This window comes from Gemmatimonas aurantiaca, from assembly GCF_037190085.1.
Lineage (GTDB): Bacteria > Gemmatimonadota > Gemmatimonadetes > Gemmatimonadales > Gemmatimonadaceae > Gemmatimonas > Gemmatimonas aurantiaca_A.
Genome location: NZ_JBBCJO010000002.1, coordinates 91,050 through 118,005, shown reverse-complemented (window position 1 = coordinate 118,005; position 26,956 = coordinate 91,050). Strand labels below are relative to the sequence as shown.

Below are 26,956 nucleotides of genomic sequence, written 5' to 3'. Positions count from 1 at the left end.
CACGGGAGGTACCCGCATGTATACCCCGCCGGGTTAAATTGAAGGTCCTCTTTACCCGTACATCCGTGTCCGATTCCGTGCTTCACGATACAACACCCGCTCCGCGCCGCGATTTCATTCGGGAGATGGTGGCCGACGACGTCGCCACCGGCCGTTTCGGTCGGGGGCCCGCCACGCGCTTTCCGCCCGAACCGAACGGCTTCCTGCACATGGGGCATGCGAAGTCGATCTGCCTGAACTTCGGCATCGCGAAGGAGTTCGGCGGCACCTGCAATCTGCGCTTCGACGACACCAATCCGGCCACGGAAGACGTGCGCTATGTGGAATCGATCAAGCGGGACGTGCAGTGGCTGGGCTTCCAGTGGGACGGGGAGTACTACGCGTCGGACTATTTCGAGCAGCTCTACGAAATCGCCGAACGACTGGTGACGAACGGCAAGGCCTATGTCGACGATCAGAACGAAGAGGAGATCCGCACCAACCGCGGCACGGTGACCTCGGCGGGCACGCCGAGTCCGTGGCGCGACCGGTCGGTGGAAGAGAATCTCGATCTGCTGCGTCGCATGAAGGCCGGCGAGTTCCCCGACGGTTCGCGCGTGTTGCGGGCGAAGATCGACATGGCGCATCCGAACATGGTGATGCGCGATCCGCTGCTGCTGCGTATCCGTCATGCGCATCATTACCGGCGCGGCAACGACTGGTGCATCTATCCGCTGTACGACTTCGCGCACGGACTGAGTGATGCCATCGAAGGCATCACACGTTCGTTGTGCACGCTGGAGTTCAAGGACGCGCGCGACATCTACGACTGGCTGGTGCACGAAGCCGGTTATGTGAACCCGCCCACGCAGATCGAGTTCGCACGATTGCAGCTCGACTACACGGTGCTCAGCAAGCGCAAGCTGCTGAAGCTGGTGAACGAAGGCCGTGTGAATGGGTGGGACGATCCACGCATGCCCACGATTGCCGGCCTGCGCCGTCGCGGCGTGCGTCCCGAAGCCATTCGTGCCTTCGCCGAAACGATCGGTGTGGCGCGCAAGGATGCGCGGGTGGAGTACGCCACGTACGAGCATGCCGTGCGCAACGATCTGAACATGGAAGTGCCGCGCCGACTCTGCGTGCTCAATCCGCTCAAGGTCGTGCTCACCAACTACCCGGAAGGGCAGGTGGAGGAGCTCGAAGCGCAGGACTATCCGCACGACGTGCCCAAGACCGGCAGTCGGTTGGTGCCGTTCTCGCGCGAGTTGTATGTCGACCGGGATGACTTCATGGAAGACCCGCCGAAGAAGTTTTATCGGCTGGCGCCGGGTCGTGAGGTGCGGTTGCGGTTCGGGTATCTCATCACCTGTAACGAGGTGGTGAAGAACGAGGCGGGTGAGGTGATCGAATTGCGCTGCACCTACGATCCCGCCACGCGCAGCGGCAATGCGCCTGATGGCCGGAAGGTGCAGGGCACGATTCACTGGGTGAGTGCCCCGCACGCCGTGTCGGTGGAAGTGCGGCTGTACGACCGGTTGTTCAGTCAGGCCGATCCCGACGATGTGCCGGACGGACAGGAGTTCTTCGATACGCTGAACCCCGATTCGCTGGTGGTGATTCCCGACGCGAAAGTCGAACCGAGTGTGATGGCTGATCCGGTGGGGTCACGCTATCAGTTCGAGCGGGTGGGGTATTTCTACGCCGAACCCGAAGGCAGCACAGCGGAGAAGCGCGTGTTCAATCGCATCGTCGGTCTGCGTGACAGTTGGGCCAAGGAAGTGAAAAAGAGCTGACGCGCGTGCTGATGCGCTCTGATGCGCTCTGGTGCGTTCTGATGGTACGCGGTGCGTTGCGGGGGTGACGGAGATCCGTCGCCCCCGTTGCATAGTGGGGCATGTCCCCGCCGAGTTGCGCAAAACGTCGAGCGCCGAGCAGAATATGGGTATGCCAAACGTGCAAGAACGCCGTTGGTCCGTCGAGGACGTGTGGGCGCTTCCGGATGACGGCAACCGTCATGAGACCGTGGACGGGGAGCTGCTGGTGAGCCCTGCGCCGCGGGCAGGGCATCAGGTCGTGGCGTTCGGAATGGCGTCCGCATTGCGGGAGTGGGTGCGCGCCCGCCGGATCGGTGTGGTGTTGGTGGCACCGTCGGACGTCATCCTCGACTCCTACACCCTGGTGCAGCCTGACGTGTTCGTCTTGCCGCCTGTGGGCCGCGATGTGCTGTGGGGTGAGACCCCGGTGCCGACGCCACTGCTGGTGATCGAAGTGTTGTCGCCGGGCACGGCGCGCGTCGATCGCCTGAAAAAACGTCCGCGATTCCAGCGGGCTGGCATCGAGTGCTGGCTGGTCGATCCGGAATCGCAGTTGGTGGAGCGGTGGTTGCCGGATGCGGATCGGCCGGAGATCTGCGTCGAAGCCGTTCGCTGGGCGCCGGCTGGTGTCGGCGAGATGTTCGAATTGCGGTTGGCGCCCGTGTGGGAAGAGGCTGGGTTGCCGGCGCAGGCGTAACGGGAGGGACACGCGTCGGGAGGATGATACACGCGTAATTGTGGTGACGAAGATTGATCGCCCCCGTTGTATGGTGGGGCATGTCCCCGCCGAGTTGCGCAAAACGCCGAGCGCCGAGCAGAATATGGGCATGCCGAACGTGCAAGAACGCCGTTGGTCCGTCGAGGACGTGTGGGCGCTTCCGGATGACGGTAACCGTCATGAGACCGTGGACGGGGAACTGCTGGTGAGCCCTGCGCCCAAGGTGAAGCACCAGGTGGTGGGGGGCGCGGTATATCGCGCCCTGTTCGAATGGGTGCGGCAGGGAGGCATTGGAGTGACGCTGTTTGCGCCCACCGATGTGATCCTCGATCCCCATACGCTCGTGCAGCCGGATATCCTCGTGTTGCCTCCGATTGGCCGGGATGTCACGGAGGGCGACGTGGCTGTGCCAACGCCGTTGCTGGTCATCGAGGTGCTGTCGCCGGGCACGGCACGTAACGACCGTCTGAAGAAGCGCCCGCGGTTCCAGCGGGCCGGCATCGAGTGCTGGCTGGTGGACATCGATTCGCAACTCGTGGAGCGGTGGGCGCCCGATGCCGACCGGCCGGAGATTTGCGTCGAGGCTGTTCGTTGGATACCAGCCGGCGCGCATGAAGAATTCGAATTGCGGCTGGCGCCGGTGTGGGAGGAAGTCGGTTTGCCGGTGATCGAATCGGAGTGAGGAATCACGCAGGCGTTGGCAGGATGATGCGCACGTAGTTGTGGTGACGAAGAGTGGTCGCCCCCGTTGTATGGTGGGGCATGTCCCCGCCGAGTTGCGCAAAACGCCGAGCGCCGAGCAGAATATGGGCATGCCGAACGTGCAAGAACGCCGTTGGTCCGTCGAGGACGTGTGGGCGCTTCCGGACGACGGTAACCGCTACGAGACCGTGGACGGGGAGCTGCTGGTGAGCCCCGCGCCCCGGTGGTTCCATCAGACGGCTGCTGGAGCGTTGCACGCCGAACTGCGGGCGTGGCTGCGCAGCACCGGCAAGGGCGTTGGTGTGGCGCTCATCGCCCCGGCGGACGTCATTCTCGATGCCTACACGCTGGTGCAGCCTGACGTGTTCGTTGTGCCGCCCGTCAGTCGCGCGGTGATGCGAGGCAAGGAACCCGCGCCGGATCCCTTGCTGGTCATCGAGGTGCTGTCGCCGGGCACGGCACGTAACGACCGCCTCAAGAAGCGTCCGCGGTTCCAGCGGGCCGGCATCGAGTGCTGGCTGGTAGACATCGATTCGCAACTCGTGGAGCGGTGGGCACCCGATGCCGACCGGCCGGAGATTTGGATCGAAGCGGTGACGTGGGAGCCGGCGGGTGTGGCGGAGCCGTTCCATCTGGCGTTGGCTCCCCTCTGGGAAGAGATCGGGGAATAGGCGAGCCCCACTACCATCCGATCCGGCACGCCCTATATTTGTGGGCTCCCCCCCGTCTTTGGAGGGGGAAAGCCAGCTGCCCCTTAGCTCAACTGGCAGAGCGTCTGACTCTGGATCAGAAGGTTCCTGGTTCGACCCCAGGAGGGGCAATCGAAAGCCCGCCAACGACTTAGCGCGTTGGCGGGCTTCGTGTTTTTTTGCCTGAATTGCCCCAAGGTAGTACAGTACAGCACCTCTCTACGAGTCCTTACCATGCCAATCCCCATGTCCCGCTTCATTCTGCGGCTCAATGCGCGTGTCATCCGTACCTGCGCGGCCCTCGTGACTGGATGGGCACTCTCGGCCTGCTTCCTCCTCCCCAATGAGGATTGCCTTTCCATCGGAAGCTATGGCGTCATGGTCCGTGTCGTCGACGCCTCCACGCGCAAACCGATTGCACCCATCGCGACCGTCACCATCACCGAAGCCGCCTACACGGAGATCCTCAGGGAGAGCGGCAGCAAACCGGACGATCCCGTGTACATGGGTGCCAACGAACGGGTAGGCATGTACGACCTTCGTGTCGAAGCCCCTGGGTACGTCACCGCAACACGAAACGGTCTCGTTGTCAGGCGAGGCGGCCGTTGCAATCATCTCCAGCCCGCAGAGGTCGTTGTCGGACTCGTCGCAACGACTCCGTGAAAACTTGACATATTAGTAAAAATTGATGTATTTGAGCCCGTGCCCACTGCCACTGCTCTCGACCTCACCCGATCGGCCCAGCTTTTCCACGCGCTCTCCGACGAGACGCGTCTCGCGGTGCTGGAGATGCTGCGCGAGGGCGAGCGGTGCGTGTGTGAGCTGCAGGACGCACTCGATGCGGCGCAGTCGCGCCTGTCGTTCCACTTGAAGGTGCTCCGCGAGGCAGGCCTCGTGATCGATCGCAAGGAGGGACGCTGGTCGTACTACCGCATCAACGCCGAGGCCTTTGGGGAAGTGCACGACCTCGTACGGGTGCTCGGCACGGAAGCGACCCGCGGCAAGCGTACGCTCAGGGTCTTTGGTCGCTGCTGCGACTGAGAAACATCCCCGCAACGGCACGTCGGCATGGGCGCCTTCCGGCGCCCTGTTTCGGATTCAACGCATCAAGAAATGTTGCTGTACGTCTACCACCCACATCGGAGTACACATGTCGGCAGACACCCCTGATATCAGCAATATCGTCCGCGAGAAGTACGGCGAGGCCGCCCGCCGGGTTCTCGAAGTGACGGGGCCGGCCGCCGCCGAATGTTGTGGTCCCGTGAACTCGTGTTGTGGCGCCGCCGCGTTCAATGGGTCGGTCGATCCCATCACCGCGAACCTCTACGTGAACGGTGAGACCGACGAACTTCCCGATACCGCCGTGCTGGCTTCACTCGGCTGTGGCAACCCGACCGCGCTGGCCGAACTGCGTGAGGGTGATGTCGTGCTCGATCTCGGTTCCGGTGGCGGTATCGACGTGCTCCTCTCCGCTCGCCGCGTCGGATTCACTGGCAAGGCCTATGGTCTCGACATGACAGACGACATGCTGACGCTCGCCCGACACAATGCGGCGGAAGCGGGTGTGAGCAACGTGGAGTTCCTGCGTGGTCGCATCGAAGAGATTCCCCTCCCGTCCGACTCGGTCGACGTGATCATCTCCAATTGTGTCATCAATCTCTCGGGTGACAAACGACGCGTGCTGGCCGAAGCATTCCGCGTGCTCAAGCCCGGCGGACGATTTGCCGTGAGCGATGTCGTGGTACGCGGTGAGGTGCCCGCGGCTGTGCGCAAGTCGATGGAACTCTGGATTGGCTGCGTGGCGGGCGCGCTCGAGGAGCAGGAGTTCAGAACGCGCCTCGCCGAGAGCGGTTTCAGCGACATCGATATCGAACCGACGCGTCTCTATCGCAGTGCGGATGCGCGCGCATTCCTCCAGGAGGCCGGTGTCGATGTGGAAGCCAATCTTGCCGACATCGATGGCAAGTTCATGGCCGCATTCGTTCGCGCCACCAAGCCATCGCGCGCGGGAGTACCCGTGGTCGGACTTCCTCTTGCAGCTCTCTCATCGGTCGCGGCATCCTGCTGCGGCCCGGACTGTTGCACATGATGGTGAGCAACGACTCCCCATGACCAGCATGCCGGAAGACCGGCGACGACCTCAGTGCATCGTCGCCGGTCTTCGGCTCACTACCTCGCCGTCGGCGGCGTCTGCTTCAGCCACACGAACCGATGCAGGAAGTCCGCGGTCTTCCCGTACATCTCGAGCACGCGCCGATGCAGCGAGGCTTCGTGCATGTCGTCGGGCACCACGATCAGCTCATGATAGATGTTCCGTGCCCGCAGCAGCGGAATGAGACCGGCGGTCTGCGAGGCATCGAGATTGCGGTCGTCGTCGCCCTGCCACAGGAAGACCGGCGACTTCCACGTGTCGATGGCCGAGATGGGTGAGGAGCGGTAGGCCACCGAGCTGTCGTTGAGCACGTTCGTGTAGAGGTGCAGTCCCGCGAGGTCGGCACCGGCCACGAAGATGTCGGAGTTGCGCGCCAGGGCCTGCGCCGTGAGCAGTCCGCCGTACGATTGTCCGTAGATGCCGATGCGCGTCGGATCGACATCGGGCCGCGACTGCAGATACTTCGCGGCGGCGATCACGTCCTGATACTCGGCGTTTCCACTGGAGAATGTGCCGGGCGCGTTCTGGAAGGACCGGCCGTAGCCGATGCCCAGGCGGTAATTCACCGAGATCACCACATAGCCCTGACTCGCGAGCCACTGATTGAACGCGTACATGAGCGTGTACGGGTGCATGTAGTGATACAGCGGCAGCATCTGACGCGGCGGGCCTCCATGCACGAAGACCAGCGCCGGTCGACGTTCACCGGGCTTCACGTCTCTGGGCACGAAGACCTGATTGTGAATCTCCAGACCATCCGCCGCCTTGGTGACGACCACTTCCGGCGCGACGTGCGCGGCCGTGGGGAAATCCTTCGGCAACGTCGGGAAGATCACCCGCGCGGCACCGCCGCTGGTGGGCATCACCGTCACCGACGGCGGTAGTGCAATGCCGTAGGAGAGGTAGGCCACATGTCTCCCCGAAGCCAGCGGCGCGGGATCGGTTTCGGCGTTCTGCCCGACGGTCACCTGTTTCGGCGTGCCACCTGCCACCGGCACCGACCAGAGATGCCGACGCTCGATGTCGGTGGCGTTCGTGTAGTACAGGAACGACTGGCCGTCGGGGGAGATCGTGCTGCCTTCGATGAGACCATCGGTGGTGGTCAGGCGCACCGGCGCAGGATTTCCCGTCGCGGTCAGACTCACGCTGTAATACCGATCCCATTCGTCGCGCGGCACCTGCACCGGAAACACGATGTGGTCGCCCGCCAGGCGCATGCCGTTGATGGTGGCGAACAGGGGATCATTCGGCTGGTTGTGCCACACTTCGCGGGCCGTCAGGTTCGCGACATCGGCGATCATGAACGACTGCGTGTATCCGCCGGCAAACGCGGAGTTGTACAGTCCCGGCGAATTGAGCAGCGGATTGTTCGCCGCGCCCGCTCCACGTCCAGCGGTGGCGGGACGGCCGAATCCGCCCCCACGACTGGGGCCGCAGCCGGATTCCAGATCCACGATGCCCCGGCTGTTGGGCGGCAGCGGGGTGGCCGCGGCCCCGGCAGGGAAACCGATGTTGCCGGGGATACCCTGTTGTGCCTGACGACCGAACGGCACGGCGGGACGCCGGCTGAAGAACAGTCGCTTGCTGTCGGGAAACCAGAGGGGACTGGCGTCGCAATCGAAACTCGGTGCGATGTAGTCGACCGTGCGCGTTCTGACGTCGTAGATCCCGATGAGGGAGTGATTGAGCCGGAGACTCACGAACGCGATCTTCGAGCCATCCGGCGACCACTGCGGGCTGCCGTTGCTGCCCCACACCTTCACGAACGGGACACCGGCGGTATCCATCGCCGTTTTCGGACGCCCGTAGGTCAGACTGATGCGGTACAGCTGACCTTCGCGCGACCCCACGGCAAACCGACCGTCGGGCGACAGTACGAATCCGTCACCACCGACCACACGCCACGCCGGTCCGCCGCTCGTCTTCACGGTCCACGTGGCGTAGTCACCGCCTTCGGGGTTGTACGAAGGATTGGCGATCCATCCCTGCCGGTTCGCCGGCGTACCGCGCGCGAAGAGCACCGTCGATCCGTCGTCCGATATCGACAACCGGGAGAGATCGGCTCCCTCGTCCTTCAGAAAGCTCGTCAGACGCACCGGGGTGAAACTGGGCGCCGCCGCGGTGTAGACGTTGCGCATCCCCCGCTCGTTCGCGATCCAGGCGATACGGTCGGCCTTCCGCGCGGTCACCAGATTCATGGGGTAGGCCGGACTCATGAATTGCGCGATCGTGGGCTTCTCCTGCGCGCCCACGGGCGACACCTGGGAGAGAGACAGCGACACGATCGCCGCGATGGCGATGCGATGCATGGAGATCCTCGGAGGGGAAAGACGGAGGAGGTGGTAGGGCGCAGGCCACCCGTGACGCGATGGTGGGCGCAAATCCGATCACATTAAATTGTATACTGAACTGCATACCAATGCTATTGTCACCCGACCTGCAATCCCGATTCGCTCAGTGCCCTCAGGATACGGCAATCCGCCATCGCCAGGCCGCCACGGCAGCCGTTGATGACCTGCTCGAGCTGCGTCCGCAGCGCGGAGAGCTGGGCGATGCGCGCTTCCACCTGGGCGAGATGCAGACGGGCAAGGGCGTCCACCTCTCCACAGGGACGCGTGGGGTCTTCCGCCAGGGAAAGGAGCTCCCGGACGTCCTGCACGGAGAACCCCAGATCGCGGGCCCGCCGCACGAAAGAAAGCCGTTCGATGTCCCCCGGTCCGTACCGCCGATATCCCCCATGCGTCTGTCCGGCGCTGCTCCGCGCCGGGCGCGGCAGCACTCCCACGCGCTCGTAGTACCGGATCGTCTCGGCGGTCACGCCAGTGCGTTGCGCCAGTGCGCCGATGGTCAGGCTCTGCTCCATGTCGCTCCTCGTCGCTCCTCGGTGGTTGACCTTGTAGCAGCTACAAGGTGCATCCTACCCACCATGCCATCTCCCCGCAGGCTCCTGCCGCGCTTCTCCGGCGCGATGCTCTTCCGTGTCGTGTGTGCTTTGGGTGTGTTCACCACACCTCATACCCTTCTTGCCCAGATCCCTGTGGGTGCCGAGCTCGACTCACTGGCCACGGTCCGCATACAGGTACGCCATGACGTCGTCCCGGTGGAAGGTGTGGTGGTGCGGAGCGGACGCGTGGGAGCTTCGACCGACGCGACGGGCAGCGCGATGCTCCGGCTACCCGCGGGCGTGCACGAGATCGTCAGCGCTCGGCTCGGGTTCGTACCGGATACGACCCGTGTTGTGGTGCGCCGTGGGCTGGATACGCTGATCATGGTGCAACTGACCATGCAGCACGCCGAGATGGAGACGATGGTGGTCAGCGCCACACGCGCCGAGCGGAGAGTGGAGGATACGCCTATCCGTGTCGAGGTGATCGACGAGGAGGAAATCGCCGAGAAAGTGGCGATGACGCCCGGCGACATCGCGATGATGCTCAATGAGACGAGTGGGCTGCGCGTGCAGGCCACCAACCCCTCGCTGGGAGGCGCGAACGTGCGTATCCAGGGGCTGCGCGGACGTTATTCTCTTCTGCTTGCCGATGGGCTCCCGCTGTACGGTGGACAGACGGGAGGTCTTGGTCTGCTGCAGATTCCGCCCGTCGATCTGGGTCGCGTGGAGATCATCAAGGGAACGGCCTCTGCGTTGTATGGCAGTTCGGCGCTGGGTGGTGTCGTCAATCTCGTGTCACGTCGGCCAACCGACACGCGTGAGAACACCGTGCTGCTGAACCAGACGTCGCGTGGTGGAACCGATGGTGTGGCATTCCTCGCTGGTCCGATGACCGACCGGTGGGGATACACGTTGCTGGCCGGCGCGCATCGTCAGACGCAGAACGATCTCGATGACGATGGCTGGACGGATATGCCGGGATACCGACGGGCCGTCGTGCGTCCGCGTCTCTTCTACGGCGATCGCCGGAGTCGCTCGGCGTTTCTCACGGGCGGACTGACCGTCGAAGAACGTGAAGGCGGTACCTTGCCCAGCCGCACGTTACGGAACGGCACCACATACGAAGAGTCACTGCGCACCGAACGGGCCGATATCGGTGGGCTGGGCCAGTGGATTCTCGGTGCCGGCGGTACATCGGACGACAGATCAGGCGATACCTCGAACAACGGGGACGCGCGGGAGGGCGCCGCACGGCATGACGCGATCCTGTCGGTGCGTGGATCGGCGGTGGAACAGCGACATACCCACCGCTTCGGTACGAACACCGAAGACGACCGGCATCGCACCTGGTTCGGCGAAGCGTCGATTGCGGTGCCGCGTGGGCCGTTGACGTACGTGGTGGGTGCTGCACTGCAGCAGGATGCCTACCGGAACCGTAGTGTCGCGGGATTCGACTATACGTTCACGATTCCCGCTGTTTTCGTGCAGACCGATGTCGACGCCGCTTCCTGGCTGTCGTTGTCGACCAGCGCGCGCATGGATGCGCACAATGTGTACGGGACGTTCGTCAATCCGCGGGTGTCGGTGTTGTTGCGCCGACCGTCGGAGGGGGCATTCGCGTCCTGGACGAGTCGATTGTCCGGGGGAACGGGCGCGTTTGCTCCCACCCCGTTCACCGAAGAGACCGAAGCGACCGGTCTGCGTCTGATGAATCCACTCGGCGGCCTCGTGGCGGAGCGCGCGCGAAGTGCTTCGCTCGACATCGGAGGGCCAGTTGAAACGGCGATCGGTCGGCTGGAAGTGAACACGACGGCTTTTGGCTCACGGATCATGGATGCCGTGCAGCTTGGAGGGGTGTTCGGCCCGGGTCCCGGAGTGAGCCGGCGCGTGATGCTCGTGAATGCCGCCGCACCGACACGCACGTGGGGTGGCGAACTGCTCGCCCGCCTGGTGCACGAATTGGGAGGAGGGCACGATGAGGAGGCGGAGGGCGCTGACGACGAACATGAGGCACCCACACTGCGCATCACCACTTCGTACACCTACCTGCGGTCGACCGAATGTGATCCCGAGAGCGCACCACCCGTGCACGCGGTGTGCGCCAGACGCGAAGTCCCGCTCACTCCGCGGCACTCCGCGGGTGTCGTGGCCAGTATCGAGCAGGAAGGGAAGAGCCGTGTGGGACTCGAACTGTACTACACGGGTCGTCAACGACTCGAGCAGAATCCCTATCGCAACGAGAGCAAGCCCTATCTGGTGATCGGCGTACTGGCGGAACGTGCGTTCGCCACGCGCATGGGCATCGCGCGTCTGTTCGTGAATCTCGAGAACATCGGCGACGTGCGCCAGACGCGTGTGGATCCGCTCGTGCTGCCGATACAGGGGCAGGGAGGACGCTGGACCACCGATGTGTGGAGCCTGCTGGAGGGACGGACGATCAACGGCGGCGTCCGATGGACGTTCTAGGGCACTCCCGAGACCTTCCAGGCGCCGGGCACCTACTGGCGTAGCGGAATACGCTGGGTAAGCATTGATCCATGCCCATACCCGCTCCTGCTTCCGCCGCCGTCCGGTGCGTGACGACGGCTGCAATCGCCCTGGCCGTGACATTCACGACGGTCATTCCGGTGTCGCCTCTCAGCGCGCAAGCCGCGACTGCCGCACCGCGTACTCCCGCCTCTCGTGTTGCCGCACGCACACCGGCCCGTGCCCCGCTCGTGATGGGTGCCGACCGCCTGTTCACCGAGTATCCGCAACTCATTCGCGGCAAGTCGGTGGCGCTGGTGTCCAATCACAGCGGACGGCTCGCCAACGGCATGCATCTCGCCGATGCTCTGCACTCGGGGCCGGGCAAGGCCCTCGGCGTACGCCTCAAGGCGCTGTTCGGCATGGAGTACAACATCCGCAGCAACGACTACTCCATCCAGCGGGATCCCGAACAGACCGTGGACAGCGCCACGGGCGCACCGAAGTACAGTCTCTACGGCGAGATCCACAAACCCACGCCGGAGATGCTCGACGGTGTGGAGGTCATCGTGTACGACATTCAGGAGGTTGGCGCCCGTTTCTACGAGCACGTCAACATCCTGGGGTTCGTGATGGAGGCCGCGGCGGAGAAGAAGATTCCGGTGGTCGTGCTCGATCGTCCCAATCCATTGGGTGGACGCAGTGCGGACGGTTTCGTGGCCGACAGTGCGGCGTTCTATCGTTTCGGATCGTACACGGCCATTCCCGCGCTGCATGGCATGACACCAGCGGAACTCGCCCGCTTCTACCACGGTGAACGGATGCTGCGTGGCGGCGTGCAGGGTACACTGCATGTCGTGCCCATGAAGGGCTGGACGCGCGACATGTGGCTCGACAACACGGGACAGCCGTGGAGCAAGCCGTCGCCCAATCTCGTGGCGTTTTCGTCGCTCGTGGCGTACGCGGGCACCTGTCTGTTCGAGTCGCTGAATCTCTCTGAAGGACGCGGCAGCGACAGTCCCTTCGAACTCATCGGCGCACCGTGGCTGGACAATCAGCGTGCCGTGGCGATGCTCAATGCGCTGAATCTTCCGGGCACACGCTTCGCGGTGGATCAGTTCACGCCCATTCAGCGTCCCTTCCATGGACGTCCGCCGGCCTTTGCCGGGCAGTCACTGCCGGGCATCCGTCTCCACGTCACCGATCGGGCCGCCTTCAAGCCGTATCGCGCCGGTGTGGCGCTCATGTGGGCGGTGAACGCGTTGCACGCCGACAAGCTGGAATGGAAGGACGCGGTGCTCGATCGTCTGGCCGCGACGCCGCGCCTCAAGAACATGCTGCAGGCCGGCCGCACACCGCAGGAGATCTTCGCGTCGTGGGAACCCGAATTGACGCGATTCCATCAGCGGGCCGACAAGTATCGTCTCTATCCGTAGGCTGGCGCGGCGCGCCCGTGAATACGCGCAATGCACGGAGAAAACGACGAAGGCCCCGGGAAACGGATTCCCGGGGCCTTCTCGTTGTGCCTGATGGTGCCTGATTGTGCCTGATTGTCTCTGACTACCTGCGCGCGACGCGTGGTGTTCAGCGATGCTGGTGTGCCGGCGCCTGCTGCTGCGTATCCGCCGCGCGCTTCGGCGCCGCATTGCCGGCCTCGCGCACGCGCATCTCCAGCCAACGCGACATCGCATCGTGCGGCAGCAGCGGCTCACCCGAGTAGATCGACGGCGTGCCCTTGATGTCGGCCGGTACCTTGTCCCGGCTCACGGCGCCCTTCGAGACGAGCACCGGCACCACGATCACATCCTTGCCGGTGGCCATGTGCTGCAGCTCGATGAGTTCCCGCACGCGCGTGACCGCTTCCGCGCGCACCGGCGCCGGTGCGTCGTCGCGCACCAGTTCGACGCGCACATCACGGAATCCCGTCATGGCCTTCACCGAATCCGCCACCGGACGGAGATTCTCCATCCATGCCGCGTAGTCTTCGGCCGAGTTGGGGCCGTGACCGACGATGAGCAGAGCGCGTTCCTTCGGATTCGGAGCGAGCGCCCTAGCGCGGTCCGCCAGCACCTGCGCGATCTGCGGCGCGTTGTCCATGGCCGGCGTCACGATGATCGGCAGCTTGCTCTTCGGCTTCTCGATGCCCGACATGTGCAGATGATGCGCCATGTCCTCGTCGAGTTTGACCGGCTCGCCGGCCAGATAGCGGATCTGATCGTAGTGGCCGCTGTGGCTCGAAACGAGCATCGGCACCACCACGATCTTCGACACACCGCGCGATTCGAGGCGGGCCACGGCGTCCTGGAAGCGGGCCTTTGCCGCACCCGCGCCCATCAGGAAGCTCACTTCGATCGGGCCATCGGTGCGGGCCTTCTGCGCCGCGTCGACCACCAACGCGTTCCAGAGCGAGTCGCCACCATGCGCGAGTACGACGACACCGGTCTTGCCGGCGGCCTGCGCCCCGAGCGCCGCCGGAAGAGCCACGGCCGCGCAAGCCAGGGCAACGGTTGCCGACGTGCGGCGCAGGGTCGAAGAGAAAGAAGTCACGGCGTTCATCGCGTGGGCGTGTGGTTGAAGTTCCAGGAGAGCGAGGTGTAGAGATGGCGCCGGTTGAAGCCGGCCCACTGTGCAGGCTGTGTATCGAAGGTGTTGTCCACGCCGAACACGAGTTCCGGGGTGCCGGACAGCCCACCGATGCGGCGCGCCAGCCGGAAGTCGAGACGCGGGAAGGCGTCACGCCAGCTGGTGATGCGACCGGTGGTCTCGTCGCGTTCCATCGGCGTGCGGCCGGTGTAAACGCCCGTCGCACTGAATCGCACGCCCCACACAGCGGGCAGACTGAGAGTGGTGCGCGCCGACACATCCGGACGACCCAGCAGTTCGTATCCCGTGGCGTCGTCGTGGGTGGAGAGCAGGGAAACACTGGCTTCCCCGCGGAAACCGCCCAGCGCGAAGCCGCCTTCCACATCGGCGCCCTGCGTCGAGCCGTTGTCCACGTTGGCGTACTGAAACACAGTGGGTTCCCCCGGCGCGCTCACCGCACGGGCTTCGATGAAATCCACGAAGTCGTTGCGGAAGGCCTGCACACGCACGTAGGTGCGATTGGCCGTCCACTCCGCGCCACCCATGACGTTGCGCGACGACTCGGGACGCAGATCGAGATTGCCATTGACGGCGTATCCCGCGCTGGCGTTCACGAAGCGCATGTAGAGCTCCTTGAAGTCCGGCGCGCGGAACCCCGTGCCATACGACGCGCGCAACGTGAGATGCTCCCCCATACGCTGTCGTGCGGCCAGACGGGGCGTCACATGTGTGCCCCACTGCGAACTCTGCGTGAGCCGCACACCCGGTACGACCGAGAGTGTGGGTGTCAGTGCCGCTTCCAGTTGCGCATATGGCTCGAACAGCGTGATGTCGCGTTTGCCGCCGAGCACACGCTCCGTTTCCACGGCGTCACGACGCACCTGCGTGCCCAGGTCGAGCGCCACGGCGTCGGTGATCCGGCCGTTGTAGACGGCATCGAGCTGGAACACCTGCTGGAGCTGGCGTGAACCGGTGTCGCCGGCGATGGGACGGGTTTCGGTGCTCGCGCGCTGCCGATGATCGTAGTGCGAACCCGAGAGGGTCACACCGATCCGATGGTGCCGCGCCGCATCGAGACTCTTCGTGCCGTTCAGACGACCACTCCACTGCCGGTTGTCGCCGAAGTTGTAGAGCGAACCGGCAAGCCAGCGCTGTCGCTCGTCGAGAGCGAGTACACTGGCTTCGAGGGCCTTGCCGCTGTCGGGAGCCCAACGCAGCTTGGCCGACAGATCGCTGCGTGCGGTGAGTGCGCCGGCTGTTCCCGACATGCCCGGTGTCGTCTCCGTCTGGCGACGCGAAAAATCCATGGCGGAGCTCATGGCGCCCTGCGAATACGTGAGACTGGCCGATCCGTCGGTGCGGGCCTGCGTGCCCAGCGTGCCGAGCAGACCGACGCCGTAGAGCGGACCATCGGTCTTCGGTGCGGTGCGCGTGATGATGTTCACCACGCCACCCATCGCATCCGTGCCGTACAGCGTCGACTGCGGACCACGCACCACTTCCACCCGATCGATCATCGTCACCGGAATGCGCGAGATGTCGAACACGCCCGAAATGCGGCCCGCGAGCGGCTGACCGTCCAGCAGCACGAGTACACGTTCCGAACCGATGCCCTGCAGCATCACCCCCGTGCCGGCCGGATGACCGCCCTGCAATTCGATACCGGTCTGTTCGAGCAATACGGAGGCGATGTCGTTGGCACCCGTGCGTTCGATGTCGGCGCGCGTGATCAGTTCCGTCGTGGTGACGGCGTCTTTGAGACGTTGTTCGCGGCGGGCCGCGGTGACCACCATCTGCTCGAGGGCCAGTGGCGTGGCATCGAGTGCGATGGTGCGCTCCACCTGCTGGTCTTCACCCACATCCAGCGTGAAGCTCGTGGAGGCATATCCCAGAATGCGGGCCCGGACCGTGTACCGTCCGGGCTTCACCTGCTGCGCGCGCCAGCCACCCTGCGCGTCGGTGCGCAGGCGCAGGGTGTCCGGGCCGAACAGATGCACTTCGGCGCCAGGCAGCGCATGCCGATCGGAGGCGTCGACGACACGTCCATGCGCGCTGCCCGGTCCCGGGATCATCGCCGCAACCGAAGCCACGGGGATCACGGAGCCGGCGATGCCACCCAGTGCAACGCCAACCAACCACGCGTGCGTCGTCATTCCCGTCGTCACCCGCCTCATCATTCGGCGAGCTTCGCGTAACGGAAGGTGATGTAGCGTGACGAACCCGTGGAGTTGTAGTAGTTCAGGATCTGCAACTTCCACGTCCGCGTGCCTCGGCGGATCAGATACACATCGAACGTGGGCGTGATGCGATTGTCGCCCGAGAGGTTGTAGCGGTAATAGCGGGCGGTGTTGAACACGCCGGCGTAGACATCGCTGCGATAGGCGTTGGCCACCGTGCTCGCCGGTGTGGCCGTGGCAAAGGTCGCGTCGGTGATCTTCGCCGCGGCGGACTTGCCGGTGCCGCTCGCGCCACCGTTCACGCGGATGGTGTAGCCATCGAAGCGCAGTTCCCAGTCGGTGGCGTTGGTGGTGACCTGACCGGAATTGAGATCGAAATTCTTCGCGCCCGTGGAGACATCGATCTGCGCGGTGCGCACGGTGCCGAATGCCGCGTCGGTATTGCCGGCCAACGCGTATTCGATGGTGACACGACCGGGGGTCGTCGCCGTCGGTGAGGTGAGACTCGTGACGCGGACCTTGGCGAAGCCCGTGCTGTCCGCATACCGCACGAAGTACACGGAGTCGGGATTGGCCACGGCGCCGGTACCGGCGCCGCTATAGAAGCCACCGATCGCCGGCGTGAGCTGGTCGCTCACGAAGACGGCACCGGCCGGTGTGCGGCTCAGCGTGTCGAAATGGATCTTCTGGCTTTCGGCCGTCATCGCGAGCCACTCGGCGTTGCTGGGATTCTTCGCGGCGTTCTGGCACACGCAGTATCCCGTCACGCCGCCGGGGCCGGCCTGGCCACCATTGAGCATCACGTTGGTCGCATTGAACGCGATGTCCCACGCCGAGGACTCTCCGCTCGACGGCGAAGGGGTGACCACGGCGCTGTCGGCCAGGCTCACATACACCCAGCGAGTGGTGGCATCCACGGTGAACGCGCCGGCCGACGGGGCGGGGGGCGCCGTGACATCGCTGGTGGAGCAGGCGGCCAGCGCGAACGACGCGACCACGACGGCGCTACGGACAACCGCACGGGAAACCGTCTGGGAAACGGCACGGGCAACCGTAACGCGGGCCGCCGAGCGGCCGGAACGGCGCTGGACTGGCACACGGATGGAATCTGAGGAGAACATCGGGCTCGATTTAGATGAGAATCGTTCTCGTGTAGCGAACATCGAATCCTATTCAATTTTCACGATACAATCAATCGGGATTGGCTGATCAGGCCGTCTCGCCGGCCGCCCGGAGATAACGCTCCGCGAGCTGCTCCAGCCGGTCGTCGCGTTCCTCGCGCGCGACGGTCAGCCAATGCCGTATGTGTGGCACGAGGTGCGGATCCCCCCATCGATATCCGGTGGCGTCCTCGGCGCCCACGGTATCGCCGGCACGGGCGCCCTCGAGGAGCGCGCGCGCCGCGGTCACCTCGAAGTCCGCCGCGTCGCGGGGAGGGAGGTCATAGTCGGGCCGCCGTTCGGGAGGGCCCGCATCTTCGTTCACGAATGCGCGGGACATCCTGCAATGTGTGGCCCCGGACCCGACGACGACAGCGGGCGCTGCGGGACTGACACGTGCGGTGACGGATCGACGCAGGCGCGGGTAATCCACCGACCAGCGCGTGTTTCGCTGCCGGTACCACATCGTGTGCACTCTTGTCGAGGATTTCATGTCTCCCTTCGTTCGTGTCGTCGTCACGGCCTTCGGCGTGTCGATCAGTGCAGCTTCCCTGCTGGAGGCTCAGTCCGCACGCCCCGCTGCCAGTACGGCGCCCCGCGCATCGGCTGCCCGCACAGCGGCCGCAGCCGCTTTCACACCGATCGCCGGTGCCAACGTCGTGCAGGTGACGGCCAATGACTATGCGTTCGAGATGCCGGCCAGCATTCCGGCCGGTCTCACCACCATGCGCTTCGTGAACAAAGGCAAGGAGTTGCATCATCTCTATCTCGTGAAAGTCGAGAAGGGAAAAACGCCGGATGACGTGATGCAGTGGTTCAAGAGTGGTGGTCCGCCGCCGAAGTGGATGTATCCGGTGGGCGGGCCCAATGCTTCCGCCGGCGAGACGGTCTTCACCAGCAATCTGGAAGCGGGCGAATACGTGGCTCTCTGCGTCATTCCGAGCCCCGGTGGCCCGCCACACATCATGAAGGGGATGATCAAGGCGCTCACCGTCACGCCATCCGGCAACAAGACGGCGGCGCCCTCCGCCGACATCACACTCACGCTCTCTGATTACGACTTCAGCTTCTCGCGGACGCTCACGCCGGGCAAACATGTCATTGCCGTGCGGAACACGGGCACGCAGCCGCACGAATTCATCATGGCCAAGCTGATGCCCGGCAAGACGCCGATGCAGATGGCACAGTTCGCGGAGAACCCCAATGGCGCTCCTCCGGGAATTCCCTTTGGTGGCGTCACCGACATTCTGCCGGGCGCCATGGTCTATCTCTCCGTGGACATTCCCGCCGGTGAGTATGCCTTCATCTGCTTCACCCCCGATGCCAAAGACGCCAAGCCCCATCTGGCGCACGGCATGATCAAGCAGGTGTCGGTGAAGTGAGATCCGGGCGCCGTCTGGTTCTGCTGTTCGGCTCTAGCGTGTGAAGAAGAGCCAGACGGCGCTCGCGAAACCGATCGCCGACACCGCGCCGCGCACCCACGACTGCGGAACGCGTTGTGCGAGCCCCGACATGAGATAGCCTCCCACACTCGATCCGATCGCCATCACCAGTGCGATCGGCCAGTGCACCAATCCCATGATGGCAAAGGCAATGGCCGCGACGCCGTTGAAACAGATGCCATTGAAGTTCTTGAGTCCGTTCATCTGATGGATGTTGGTCAGTCCCATCAGACCGAAGACGGCCAGCATGACGATCCCGGCGCCAGCGCCGAAGTATCCACCATAGATCCCCACCGCGAACTGCGCGAACAGCATGCCCAGGCTGGGATCGATGGGGCGCATGGCTTCGGGGTCTGCCACCGTCCGTTCACGCAGCCACCGCATGACGGGACCCTGCACCGCGAACAGCACCGTCGCGCTCAGCACCAGCCAGGGGACCAGTGCACGGAATCGCGCTTCGCTGGTCACCAGCAGCAACCAGGCGCCGAGGCATCCGCCGAGAATGCTGGGCACCGCGAGCCGGAGCGCCCAGCGCTCTGCGCCCGCCAGTTCGCGACGATATCCCAGCATGCTGGCCAGGGAGCCGGGCCACAGTGCCACCGTGCTGGTGGCATTGGCCGCGACCGCGGGAATCCCGAGCCCAAGCAAGGCGGGAAACGTGAGCAGCGTGCCACCGCCGGCAATGGAGTTGACGGCGCCGCTCAGGGCGGACACGGCCGCGATGGCGCCCAGATGCATGGCGCCAACGGACGTTGGGCCAGTCACCCGTTACGCACAGCCAATGCCAGGCAGATCCAGCCCAGGATGAAGCAGACGCCTCCGATGGGCGTGATGATGGCCAGCGTGCGTACGCCGGTGAGTGTGTAGCCGTACAGCGACCCCGAGAACAGCACCGTGCCGGCCACGAACAACCATCCGCTTGCCGTCGTCATCGTGCCAGGCCACCGCGTGGCCACCCAGGCCACCGCCATGAGCGCCAGCGCATGATACATCTGATATCGCGCCGCCGTTTCGAACACTTCGAGCATGCGCGGCTCGAGCTTGGCACGGAGACCATGCGAGCCGAACGCACCAGCGGCCACGCTCACGGCGCCAGAGAGCGCCCCCAACATCAGGAAGAGTTTGTCCATCCCGGAAATCTAAAGACCGGCATCGTGGTGTCGTATCGCAGGCGACCGTAAGATTCCCCATCGGCCACTTCCTGGAGATTGCATGACATTTTCCGCGTCACCCCTCATCCCATTTCGCAGCCCCCGGTCGCTGATTGGCCTGGGATTCATGGTTGCCGGTGCGGTGAGCGGGCCGCTGTTCAGTGCCCTGGCGGCTCAGGGAGCTCCTGCGACACCTGCCACGACCCTGCCTCTCAAGATGGCCCGCACCCACACCTTCACCACGACCAGGGGTACGTGGATGTCGGTGGACGTGTCGCCGGATGGCCAGACCCTGGTGTTCGATCTGCTGGGCGATCTGTATACCCTGCCCATTGCCGGCGGCAAGGCCACACGCCTGACGAGCGGCATGGCGTACGATGCGCAGCCGCGATTCTCACCCGATGGCCGGAAGGTGGTGTTCGTCTCCGATCGGTCCGGCGGTGAAAACGTCTGGCTGCTGTCGCTCGATCTCAAGGACACCACGCAGCTCACACGCGGGAACAACAACATGTACATCTCGCCGGAGTTCACGCCCGACGGGAAGTACGTGATCGCCTCGCGCTCCGGTGGACTGGGCGGTGCGGCGAAACTGTGGATGTATCACATCGATGGCGGCAATGGGGTGCCGCTCTCCATGACCCCCACACCGGCGGCCACGCAGAAACAACTGGGCGCCGCGTTCGGGGCGAACGGACGCTATCTGTGGTACGCCACCCGCACCGGTGACTGGCAGTACAACAGCATCGGACCGCAGTACCAGCTCGCCGTGTGGGATCGGGAGACGGGTCGTGCATCGCAGATGACCACCCGTTTCGGTTCCGGCGCGCGACCCGCGCTCTCGCCCGATGGCACGTGGCTGGTGTACGCCACGCGTTTCGAAACGAAAACCGGACTCCGCATCCGCAACCTGCAGACGCAGCAGGAGGAATGGCTCGCGTTCCCGGTGCAACGGGATGACATGGAATCGCGGGCGCCGATGGACGCCTATCCGGGCTACAGTTTCACGCCCGATTCCAAAGCCATCGTCGTGTCGTATGGCGGCGAGTTCTGGCGTGTGCCGGTGGACCGTTCGGCGCCCACGAAGATCCCGTTCGAAGCGGAAGTGCGCCTCGAGATGGGACCGCAACTGAAGTTCGCCTACACCATCGACACCGCGGCGACGTTCACCGCGCGCCAGATCCGCGATGTGCAACCGTCGCCCGATGGCAAGCAGCTCGCGTTCGTTTCACTCGACCGGGTGTGGGTGACGACGCTCCCCGACGGCAAGCCCACACGGGTGTCCACGGGTACGGTGGGCGAATTCAATCCGGTGTGGTCGCCCGACGGCAAGTCGCTCGCCTATGTCACCTGGGAAGACAGTCGCGGCGGTCAGATCATGCGCGCCGATGCCGACGGGACCCGCGGCTGGCGCACCCGCACCTTGTCGACCGTCGGTGGGTTGTACACCGATCCCGTGTGGTCGCCATCGGGCACACGCATCGTGGCCACGCGCGCAGCGGCGCGTGAAGTGCAGGAGGCCGGGGCCGCGTTCTTCGGTCCCGCGGCGGCGGATCTCGTGTGGCTTCCCTCCACGGGAGGCGCGGCCACCCTCATCATGCCGGCCGGTGGGCTCAACACCCCGCATTTCACCCGCGACAGCTCGCGTATCTTCGCCTACAGCGGCAGCGGCGGATTGCAGTCGTTCCGGTGGGACGGCACCGATCTCAAGACCCATCTGCGGGTCACCGGTCCGCTGCCACCGAACGCCGGCGGCAATCTCGACGCGGCGCTGGTGGCGAAGGAATCGCAGTTCAATTTCGGCGGACGGGCGGCGCGTCCGGTGGGTGCCGACATGCACCTCGGCGCAAACGGAGGCACGCACCTCGACGATGCCGAGCCGGCGCCACCATCGGCGCCACCGGCCGCGATGATTCTGATGGCGCCCACGGGCGATCAGGCGCTGGCCATGGTGGGCATGGACTTCTACACGATCACCGTGCCGCAGGTGGGCGCCACCGCGCCCACGGTGAGCGTCGCCGACCCCAGAAGCGCCTCCGTACCGGTGAAGAAGCTCAACACCGTGGGTGGTGAATTCGGCACGTGGGCGGCCGACGGTCGCAAGATCCATTGGGCGCTGGGCAATGCGCTCTTCACGTACGATCTCGACCGCGCGAAGGTGGTGGACGACTCGCTCAAGGAAGACGATCGTCGCAAGGCCCGTCTGCGTGCCGACACCACCAAGGCGGTGAAGGACAGCATCACCCGCGCCGACTCCATCGCCAAGGCCGACACCACGAAGAAGACCCCGCCGGGCTACAAGGCGGCCGAGATGCGCATCGCCGTGTCGGCGCAGCGTGATGTGCCGCGTGGTACGGTGGTGTTCCGCGGGGCCAAGGCCATCACGATGAAGGACAGGGAGATCATCGACAACGCCGATATCGTGGTGCGCGATCAGCGCATCGTGGCGATCGGGCCGCGCGGCAGTGTGAGCATTCCCGATGGCGCGAAGATCATCGATGTGGCGGGCAAGGTGATCATGCCCGGCATGGTGGACACGCACTATCACCCGCAGTGGCTCACGCCCAACGTGCACAGCACGCAGACGTGGCAGTATCTCACCACGCTGGCCTACGGCACGACCACCACGCGCGATCCGCAGACGGCCACGACCGACTTCCTGTCGTATGCCGATCGGGTGGAGAGTGGCGACATGATCGGCCCGCGCATCTACACCACCGGGCCCGGCGTCTTCTCCAGCGAGCCGGTGCGCGATCTGGACCATGCGCGCGAGATCCTCACGCGGTACGCGAAGTACTACGACACCAAGACGCTCAAGATGTACATGAGCGGCAACCGTCAGCAGCGGCAGTGGATCATCATGGCGGCGAAGGAGCTCGGCATCATGCCCACCACCGAAGGCGGGCTCGATCAGAAGCTCAATCTCACGCACGGGATCGATGGCTATCCGGGCATCGAACACACCTTGCCGATCACGCCCAAGTACGACGACATCTTCGAGTGGTACAAGGGCACGCAGGTGGTGAACTCCCCCACGCTCATCGTGGAATACGGGGGGCCGTTTGGTGAAGGGTGGTTCTACCAGAGCGAGGATCTGCTGGGCGATGCGAAGCTGCGCCGCTTCACGCATCCGGTGGACTTCGACACCAAGGTGCGACGCCGGGGCACGGGCAATGCACCTGGACCCGCGGGGTTTGCGGTGAAGGAGGAGTATGCCATGTGGCAGCACGCCGTGGACATCAAGAACTCGGTGGAGCGCGGCGCGCGCATCGGCATCGGCAGCCACGGTCAGTTGCAGGGACTGGGCATGCACTGGGAGCTCTGGTTGGTGCAGTCGGGCGGCCTGAGCCCGCACGATGCCCTGCGTTCGGCCACCATCGTGGGCGCGGAAGCCATCGGCCTTGCCTCCGAAGTGGGCTCGCTCGAGCCGGGCAAGTTCGCCGACCTGCTCGTGCTGGACAAGGATCCGCTGGAGAACATCCGGAACAGCAACACCATCAACATGGTGATGGTGAACGGCCGCCTCTTCGACGGCAATACGCTCGACGAAGTGTATCCGCGACAGAAGCCGCTCACGCGTCAGCCGTGGAGTTACACGGTGCCGAGTGCGGCGGCTGGGATCAGGCCGTAGCGTTGATGGACGTCGACGTCTGCAGATGATGGACGAGTGATGGAAGAACGACGGGGCGGATCATCATCGATGATCCGCCCCGTTTCGATCGTGCGTTCGGTGACGCGCGGTTACTTCGGCCCGAGCGGATATTCCTTTGGCGGCGTGGCACCCAGGAGGTGCTGCACGAAATAATCCCAGCGACGGCGCATCATGTAGTTCGATGCGGCGCCGAAGCCATGAGCCGCGTTGGGAATCATGATGAGGTCGAAGTCCTTGCCCGCCTTGATGAGCGCGTCGACCACCAGCAAGGTGTTGTCGGGCGGCACGTTGTCGTCCAGGGTGCCGTGCGCGAGCATCAGCTTGCCCTTGAGATTCCTGGCCAGGTTCTGGTTGGCTTCAGCATCGTAGTTGTCGGTGCCGCCGCTGCGCGTGAGCAGGCCGTGATAGCGCTCGCCCCAGTCGTCTTCGTAGTTGCGGTTGTCGTGATTGCCCGACTCCGCGATGCCCACCTTGAAGAAGTCGGGATAGCGGAACATCGCGCCGGCGGTGGCAAAGCCGCCGCCCGAGTGGCCCCAGATGCCGACCCGATCGAGATCGATGAACCGGTACCGCGATGCCAGCTCCTTCATGCCCGCGATCTGATCGGGGAGCGTGTTGTCGCCCATGCGGCCGTAGTAGGCGTCATGGAACGACTTGGAACGCATCGGATTGCCGGTGCCATCGATGGACACGACGATGAAGCCCAGTTCGGCGAGCGCCTGGTTGTCACGTGTGGCGGGTGTGAACTGGCGGCTGCCCACCGAGCCGCCCTGCGGACCCGGATAGATGTAGTTGATGATGGGATACTTGCGCGTGGAGTCGAGCTTCGTGGGCGTCCACATGAGACCGTACAGGTCCCACTTGCCGGCGCGATCCTTCACGGTGATGCGCGTGGGCGGCTTCCAGCCCGTCGCGGTGAGCTTGCTGATGTCGCCGGTTTCCAGCGTGGCAATCAGTTTGCCCGTGCGGGCATCACGCAGCACGGCCGTCTGCGGCAGATCGGGGCGCGACCAGCTGTCCACGAAACGTGCGCCGTCGGGTGAAAGCGAGATATTGTGGTCGCCGTCTTCAGGGGTCAGCAGCGTGAGCCCCTTGCCGTCCATGCCGATCCGGTAGAGATGCCGGAAGTAGGGATCGCGTCCCTTTTCCTTGCCCGATGCGGTGAACCAGATGGTGCGGGCCTTGGCATCGAGACGCTCCACCGACAGCACCCCACCTTCTCCGGTGGTGATCTTGTTCTTGATCTGTCCCGTGGTGAGATCGAACAGATAGAGCTGTCCCCAGTCGTCGCGCTCGGAGAACCAGATCACTTCATTGCTGGCCGGCAGCACGCGCCAGTTCTGATCACCATCGCCACTTTCGAATTGTGTGGCGACCTCTTCACGCAGCACGTCGCGCACGTCGCCGCTGGCCGCGTCGGCCACCCGCAACGTGGCGATCTTGTGGTCGCGTGAGTTGGAGAGGAACGCCACCTTGCTGCCGTCGGGATACCACTCCACATCGGCCAGCTTGCCGCCGCAGGCAATGTGATCGCACACCGAACTGCGGTGTTCATCGGGAGGCATGCGGAACCGCACCACACGCGGCGTGCCGCTCAGATCGATGACCACGCGATGGATCATCGACACCACGCTGTCACCCGGCAGCGGGTACTTCCACGCCATCAGTTCGGGGTGCCCCACCCTGGTGCGCACGAGGTACATCTCTCCCACGTTGCGCTGGTCCTGCTGGAATGTCGCGATCTTCTTCGAATCGGGCGACCACATGAGCAGCGCCCGGTTCGAATGCACCCAGCCGGCGTTGTCGGTGGCGTATCCGAAGTCCTTGATGCCATCGGTGGTGAGCTGCGTCTCCTGGTTCGAGGCCACATCACGCACCCACAGGTTCCAGTCCCGGATGAACGCGGCCTTCGTACCGTCGGGCGACAGCACCTCCGGGGGGCGTCCGCCCCCACCCCCGCCTCCGCGCCCGCCCGGAGCCGGCGCGGGCGGGCAGACGGTCCCGGCGGCGTTGCAGTTGGTCCTGGCACCCTTGGCATCCACCAGGATCATCGGCGTCGAGCCGTCGGGCTGGCGCACACGATAGGTGAAGCGACCGTCGGGCAGCCACGTGGGCTGCACGCCGGTGTTGGACACCAGCTGACTGGTATTGAAGCCCAGGAATTTCTCGGCGCGGGCATAGTCGTCGGCCGTGACGACTCGCGCCTGAGCGCCGAGGGATGCCAGTGGGGCAATGATGGCCACCGCGGCGGTGACCGCCACAGCGGTGACCGCCACAGCGGTGACCGCCGTCTGGGCGGCCGTCAGGGGGATGGAACGACGCATCGGCAAAAGGGGGTGGGGGAAACGATCGCTGGAAGTTGCCGCGAACCACGAGGGCAGGGAATGCCCCCCGGCGTTTCGGAGGGCGCCAGCCGTTGGCCACCTCCGGACGGCGGGCTATCCTTCCCTCGTCCCGCCACTTTCGCGCGGGGTTCACTCAGTCGAGGAGCGAGACATGGAACGTACTGCGACAGCCGTCTGGCAGGGCAGCATCCGCGAGGGCAGCGGCACTCTCACGACCCCCAGCGGCGTCCTGAACGCCCAGCCGTATTCGTTCAAGCTGCGCTTCGAAGATGAAACCGGTCGCAGTGGGACCAATCCGGAAGAATTGATCGCGGCCGCGCATGCCGGCTGCTTCTCCATGGCGCTGTCGGGGCAGCTCACCCGTGCCGGTCACACGCCCACCGAGCTGCGTACGAACGCCGTGCTCACGATGGAGCAGCAGGCCGCCGGGTTTGCCATCACCAAGGTGCATCTGCAGCTCACCGCCACCGTGCCCGGAATCAGCGAAGAGGAGTTCCAGGCGCTGGCCAAGGCGGCGAAGGAAGGATGCCCGGTGTCGAAGGTGCTCAACGCCGAGATCTCGCTCGACGCCACGCTGACCTGAGTCCGGTCCCAAGACAGGCGAACCGGCGCGCCACGAATGGCGCGCCGGTTTTTGTTCCTATATATTCCTATGTATGTATCTGTGTATCTCGTGGAGGCGTCCGTGGTGAAACACATGGGACCCGAGCTGCTCGATCTCGTCGCCGAGCGATTCAAGGCGCTGAGCGATCGCGCGCGTCTGAGTCTGCTGCAGGCGTTGCGTAGCGGCCCGCTGACGGTCAACGAACTGGTCGAGGCCACCGGCATGGGACAGGCCAATGTCTCACGACATCTGGCGCTGCTGCACACCAATGGCCTCGTGGCCCGCGAACGTGATGGAGTGTATGTACGCTATGAACTCGCCGACCGGGACGTGCTCAAGCTGTGCGAACTGGTGTGTGGACGGCTCGAGTCGGAGCTGAGCGAACGCCGGAAGGTCATCGCCGGGCGGTGACGCTCACCGGCCGGCTCATCGCCCGGC

22 protein-coding genes and 1 tRNA gene are annotated in these 26,956 nt (G+C 64.7%); 14 read left to right on the top strand and 9 right to left on the bottom strand.

Going from position 1 to position 26,956, the window contains the following annotated elements:
- Nucleotides 1-65 precede the first annotated feature (65 nt).
- From WG208_RS02145 to WG208_RS02110, 8 genes are all read left to right on the top strand, one after another.
- A complete protein-coding gene (locus WG208_RS02145; RefSeq protein ID WP_337169668.1) occupies nucleotides 66-1,772 on the top strand; it encodes a glutamine--tRNA ligase/YqeY domain fusion protein in 1,707 nt (568 codons plus the stop codon).
- A gap of 151 nt (nucleotides 1,773-1,923) precedes the next feature.
- Nucleotides 1,924-2,490 carry a Uma2 family endonuclease gene (locus WG208_RS02140; RefSeq protein WP_337169667.1) on the top strand — a complete coding sequence of 189 codons (567 nt, stop codon included), beginning with the start codon at nucleotides 1,924-1,926 and terminating at the stop codon, nucleotides 2,488-2,490.
- Nucleotides 2,491-2,620: 130 nt separating this feature from the next.
- Nucleotides 2,621-3,193, top strand: coding sequence for a Uma2 family endonuclease (locus WG208_RS02135; RefSeq protein WP_337169666.1), 573 nt, complete (start codon nucleotides 2,621-2,623; stop codon nucleotides 3,191-3,193).
- Nucleotides 3,194-3,323: 130 nt separating this feature from the next.
- Nucleotides 3,324-3,884, top strand: coding sequence for a Uma2 family endonuclease (locus WG208_RS02130; protein WP_337169665.1), 561 nt, complete (start codon nucleotides 3,324-3,326; stop codon nucleotides 3,882-3,884).
- 77 nt (nucleotides 3,885-3,961) lie between these two features.
- A tRNA-Gln gene (locus tag WG208_RS02125) sits at nucleotides 3,962-4,034 on the top strand.
- A gap of 102 nt (nucleotides 4,035-4,136) precedes the next feature.
- Nucleotides 4,137-4,565 (top strand): hypothetical protein, encoded by a 429-nt coding sequence (locus WG208_RS02120; RefSeq protein ID WP_337169664.1) that lies wholly within the window; start codon nucleotides 4,137-4,139, stop codon nucleotides 4,563-4,565.
- Nucleotides 4,566-4,604: 39 nt separating this feature from the next.
- Nucleotides 4,605-4,943, top strand: a complete 339-nt coding sequence (locus WG208_RS02115; RefSeq protein ID WP_337169663.1) for a metalloregulator ArsR/SmtB family transcription factor — start codon at nucleotides 4,605-4,607, stop codon at nucleotides 4,941-4,943.
- A gap of 109 nt (nucleotides 4,944-5,052) precedes the next feature.
- Nucleotides 5,053-5,991 carry an arsenite methyltransferase gene (locus WG208_RS02110; RefSeq protein ID WP_337169662.1) on the top strand — a complete coding sequence of 313 codons (939 nt, stop codon included), beginning with the start codon at nucleotides 5,053-5,055 and terminating at the stop codon, nucleotides 5,989-5,991.
- 80 nt (nucleotides 5,992-6,071) lie between these two features.
- Here WG208_RS02110 and WG208_RS02105 read toward each other — a convergent pair whose 3' ends face one another.
- Both WG208_RS02105 and WG208_RS02100 read right to left on the bottom strand, forming a co-directional pair.
- On the bottom strand, nucleotides 6,072-8,363 hold the full coding sequence (locus tag WG208_RS02105; protein WP_337169661.1) for a prolyl oligopeptidase family serine peptidase: 2,292 nt from the start codon (nucleotides 8,361-8,363) through the stop codon (nucleotides 6,072-6,074).
- Nucleotides 8,364-8,482: 119 nt separating this feature from the next.
- Nucleotides 8,483-8,917, bottom strand: coding sequence for a helix-turn-helix domain-containing protein (locus WG208_RS02100; protein WP_337169660.1), 435 nt, complete (start codon nucleotides 8,915-8,917; stop codon nucleotides 8,483-8,485).
- A gap of 63 nt (nucleotides 8,918-8,980) precedes the next feature.
- On the opposite strand from WG208_RS02100, the gene WG208_RS02095 reads away from it, so the two are divergent.
- Both WG208_RS02095 and WG208_RS02090 read left to right on the top strand, forming a co-directional pair.
- Entirely contained in the window at nucleotides 8,981-11,407 is a 2,427-nt protein-coding gene (locus WG208_RS02095; protein WP_337169659.1) for a TonB-dependent receptor plug domain-containing protein, read from the top strand.
- A 110-nt stretch (nucleotides 11,408-11,517) separates the two neighbouring features.
- The gene (locus WG208_RS02090) at nucleotides 11,518-12,843 is read left to right on the top strand and encodes a DUF1343 domain-containing protein (RefSeq protein WP_337169658.1); all 1,326 of its coding nucleotides are present in this window, start codon (nucleotides 11,518-11,520) and stop codon (nucleotides 12,841-12,843) included.
- Between the two features lie 148 nt (nucleotides 12,844-12,991).
- Here WG208_RS02090 and WG208_RS02085 read toward each other — a convergent pair whose 3' ends face one another.
- From WG208_RS02085 to WG208_RS02070, 4 genes are all read right to left on the bottom strand, one after another.
- Complete coding sequence (locus WG208_RS02085) at nucleotides 12,992-13,954, bottom strand: CbiX/SirB N-terminal domain-containing protein (RefSeq protein WP_337169657.1); 963 nt, start codon at nucleotides 13,952-13,954, stop codon at nucleotides 12,992-12,994.
- A gap of 5 nt (nucleotides 13,955-13,959) precedes the next feature.
- On the bottom strand, nucleotides 13,960-16,143 hold the full coding sequence (locus WG208_RS02080) for a TonB-dependent receptor (protein ID WP_337169656.1): 2,184 nt from the start codon (nucleotides 16,141-16,143) through the stop codon (nucleotides 13,960-13,962).
- A gap of 20 nt (nucleotides 16,144-16,163) precedes the next feature.
- On the bottom strand, nucleotides 16,164-17,165 hold the full coding sequence (locus WG208_RS02075) for an HmuY family protein (RefSeq protein ID WP_337169655.1): 1,002 nt from the start codon (nucleotides 17,163-17,165) through the stop codon (nucleotides 16,164-16,166).
- 211 nt (nucleotides 17,166-17,376) lie between these two features.
- Nucleotides 17,377-17,667, bottom strand: a complete 291-nt coding sequence (locus WG208_RS02070) for a hypothetical protein (protein WP_337169654.1) — start codon at nucleotides 17,665-17,667, stop codon at nucleotides 17,377-17,379.
- 151 nt (nucleotides 17,668-17,818) lie between these two features.
- Here WG208_RS02070 and WG208_RS02065 point away from each other — a divergent pair, with 151 nt between their 5' ends.
- A complete protein-coding gene (locus tag WG208_RS02065) occupies nucleotides 17,819-18,709 on the top strand; it encodes a hypothetical protein (protein ID WP_337169653.1) in 891 nt (296 codons plus the stop codon).
- Between the two features lie 33 nt (nucleotides 18,710-18,742).
- Here WG208_RS02065 and WG208_RS02060 read toward each other — a convergent pair whose 3' ends face one another.
- Both WG208_RS02060 and WG208_RS02055 read right to left on the bottom strand, forming a co-directional pair.
- Complete coding sequence (locus WG208_RS02060) at nucleotides 18,743-19,507, bottom strand: sulfite exporter TauE/SafE family protein (RefSeq protein ID WP_337169652.1); 765 nt, start codon at nucleotides 19,505-19,507, stop codon at nucleotides 18,743-18,745.
- A 23-nt stretch (nucleotides 19,508-19,530) separates the two neighbouring features.
- Complete coding sequence (locus WG208_RS02055) at nucleotides 19,531-19,899, bottom strand: DUF423 domain-containing protein (protein WP_337169651.1); 369 nt, start codon at nucleotides 19,897-19,899, stop codon at nucleotides 19,531-19,533.
- Nucleotides 19,900-19,981: 82 nt separating this feature from the next.
- Here WG208_RS02055 and WG208_RS02050 point away from each other — a divergent pair, with 82 nt between their 5' ends.
- Nucleotides 19,982-23,548 (top strand): amidohydrolase family protein, encoded by a 3,567-nt coding sequence (locus WG208_RS02050; RefSeq protein ID WP_337169650.1) that lies wholly within the window; start codon nucleotides 19,982-19,984, stop codon nucleotides 23,546-23,548.
- A 110-nt stretch (nucleotides 23,549-23,658) separates the two neighbouring features.
- Here WG208_RS02050 and WG208_RS02045 read toward each other — a convergent pair whose 3' ends face one another.
- Complete coding sequence (locus WG208_RS02045) at nucleotides 23,659-25,893, bottom strand: DPP IV N-terminal domain-containing protein (RefSeq protein ID WP_337169649.1); 2,235 nt, start codon at nucleotides 25,891-25,893, stop codon at nucleotides 23,659-23,661.
- A 172-nt stretch (nucleotides 25,894-26,065) separates the two neighbouring features.
- On the opposite strand from WG208_RS02045, the gene WG208_RS02040 reads away from it, so the two are divergent.
- Both WG208_RS02040 and WG208_RS02035 read left to right on the top strand, forming a co-directional pair.
- Complete coding sequence (locus WG208_RS02040) at nucleotides 26,066-26,497, top strand: OsmC family protein (RefSeq protein ID WP_337169648.1); 432 nt, start codon at nucleotides 26,066-26,068, stop codon at nucleotides 26,495-26,497.
- 69 nt (nucleotides 26,498-26,566) lie between these two features.
- Nucleotides 26,567-26,929 carry a metalloregulator ArsR/SmtB family transcription factor gene (locus WG208_RS02035; RefSeq protein WP_337169647.1) on the top strand — a complete coding sequence of 121 codons (363 nt, stop codon included), beginning with the start codon at nucleotides 26,567-26,569 and terminating at the stop codon, nucleotides 26,927-26,929.
- Nucleotides 26,930-26,956 lie beyond the last annotated feature (27 nt).

Excerpts from the sequence above, each read along its gene's own strand:
- WG208_RS02120 (WP_337169664.1), top strand. The coding sequence starts at position 4,137 with ATGCCAATCCCCATGTCCCGCTTCATTCTGCGGCTCAATGCGCGTGTC.
- WG208_RS02035 (WP_337169647.1), top strand. The coding sequence starts at position 26,567 with ATGTATGTATCTGTGTATCTCGTGGAGGCGTCCGTGGTGAAACACATG.
- WG208_RS02095 (WP_337169659.1), top strand. The coding sequence starts at position 8,981 with ATGCCATCTCCCCGCAGGCTCCTGCCGCGCTTCTCCGGCGCGATGCTC.
- WG208_RS02105 (WP_337169661.1), bottom strand. The coding sequence starts at position 8,363 with ATGCATCGCATCGCCATCGCGGCGATCGTGTCGCTGTCTCTCTCCCAG.
- WG208_RS02060 (WP_337169652.1), bottom strand. The coding sequence starts at position 19,507 with ATGCATCTGGGCGCCATCGCGGCCGTGTCCGCCCTGAGCGGCGCCGTC.
- WG208_RS02055 (WP_337169651.1), bottom strand. The coding sequence starts at position 19,899 with ATGGACAAACTCTTCCTGATGTTGGGGGCGCTCTCTGGCGCCGTGAGC.
- WG208_RS02070 (WP_337169654.1), bottom strand. The coding sequence starts at position 17,667 with ATGTCCCGCGCATTCGTGAACGAAGATGCGGGCCCTCCCGAACGGCGG.
- WG208_RS02080 (WP_337169656.1), bottom strand. The coding sequence starts at position 16,143 with ATGACGACGCACGCGTGGTTGGTTGGCGTTGCACTGGGTGGCATCGCC.
- WG208_RS02100 (WP_337169660.1), bottom strand. The coding sequence starts at position 8,917 with ATGGAGCAGAGCCTGACCATCGGCGCACTGGCGCAACGCACTGGCGTG.
- WG208_RS02040 (WP_337169648.1), top strand. The coding sequence starts at position 26,066 with ATGGAACGTACTGCGACAGCCGTCTGGCAGGGCAGCATCCGCGAGGGC.
- WG208_RS02065 (WP_337169653.1), top strand. The coding sequence starts at position 17,819 with ATGTCTCCCTTCGTTCGTGTCGTCGTCACGGCCTTCGGCGTGTCGATC.
- WG208_RS02050 (WP_337169650.1), top strand. The coding sequence starts at position 19,982 with ATGACATTTTCCGCGTCACCCCTCATCCCATTTCGCAGCCCCCGGTCG.
- WG208_RS02130 (WP_337169665.1), top strand. The coding sequence starts at position 3,324 with ATGCCGAACGTGCAAGAACGCCGTTGGTCCGTCGAGGACGTGTGGGCG.
- WG208_RS02140 (WP_337169667.1), top strand. The coding sequence starts at position 1,924 with ATGCCAAACGTGCAAGAACGCCGTTGGTCCGTCGAGGACGTGTGGGCG.
- WG208_RS02110 (WP_337169662.1), top strand. The coding sequence starts at position 5,053 with ATGTCGGCAGACACCCCTGATATCAGCAATATCGTCCGCGAGAAGTAC.
- WG208_RS02135 (WP_337169666.1), top strand. The coding sequence starts at position 2,621 with ATGCCGAACGTGCAAGAACGCCGTTGGTCCGTCGAGGACGTGTGGGCG.
- WG208_RS02045 (WP_337169649.1), bottom strand. The coding sequence starts at position 25,893 with ATGCGTCGTTCCATCCCCCTGACGGCCGCCCAGACGGCGGTCACCGCT.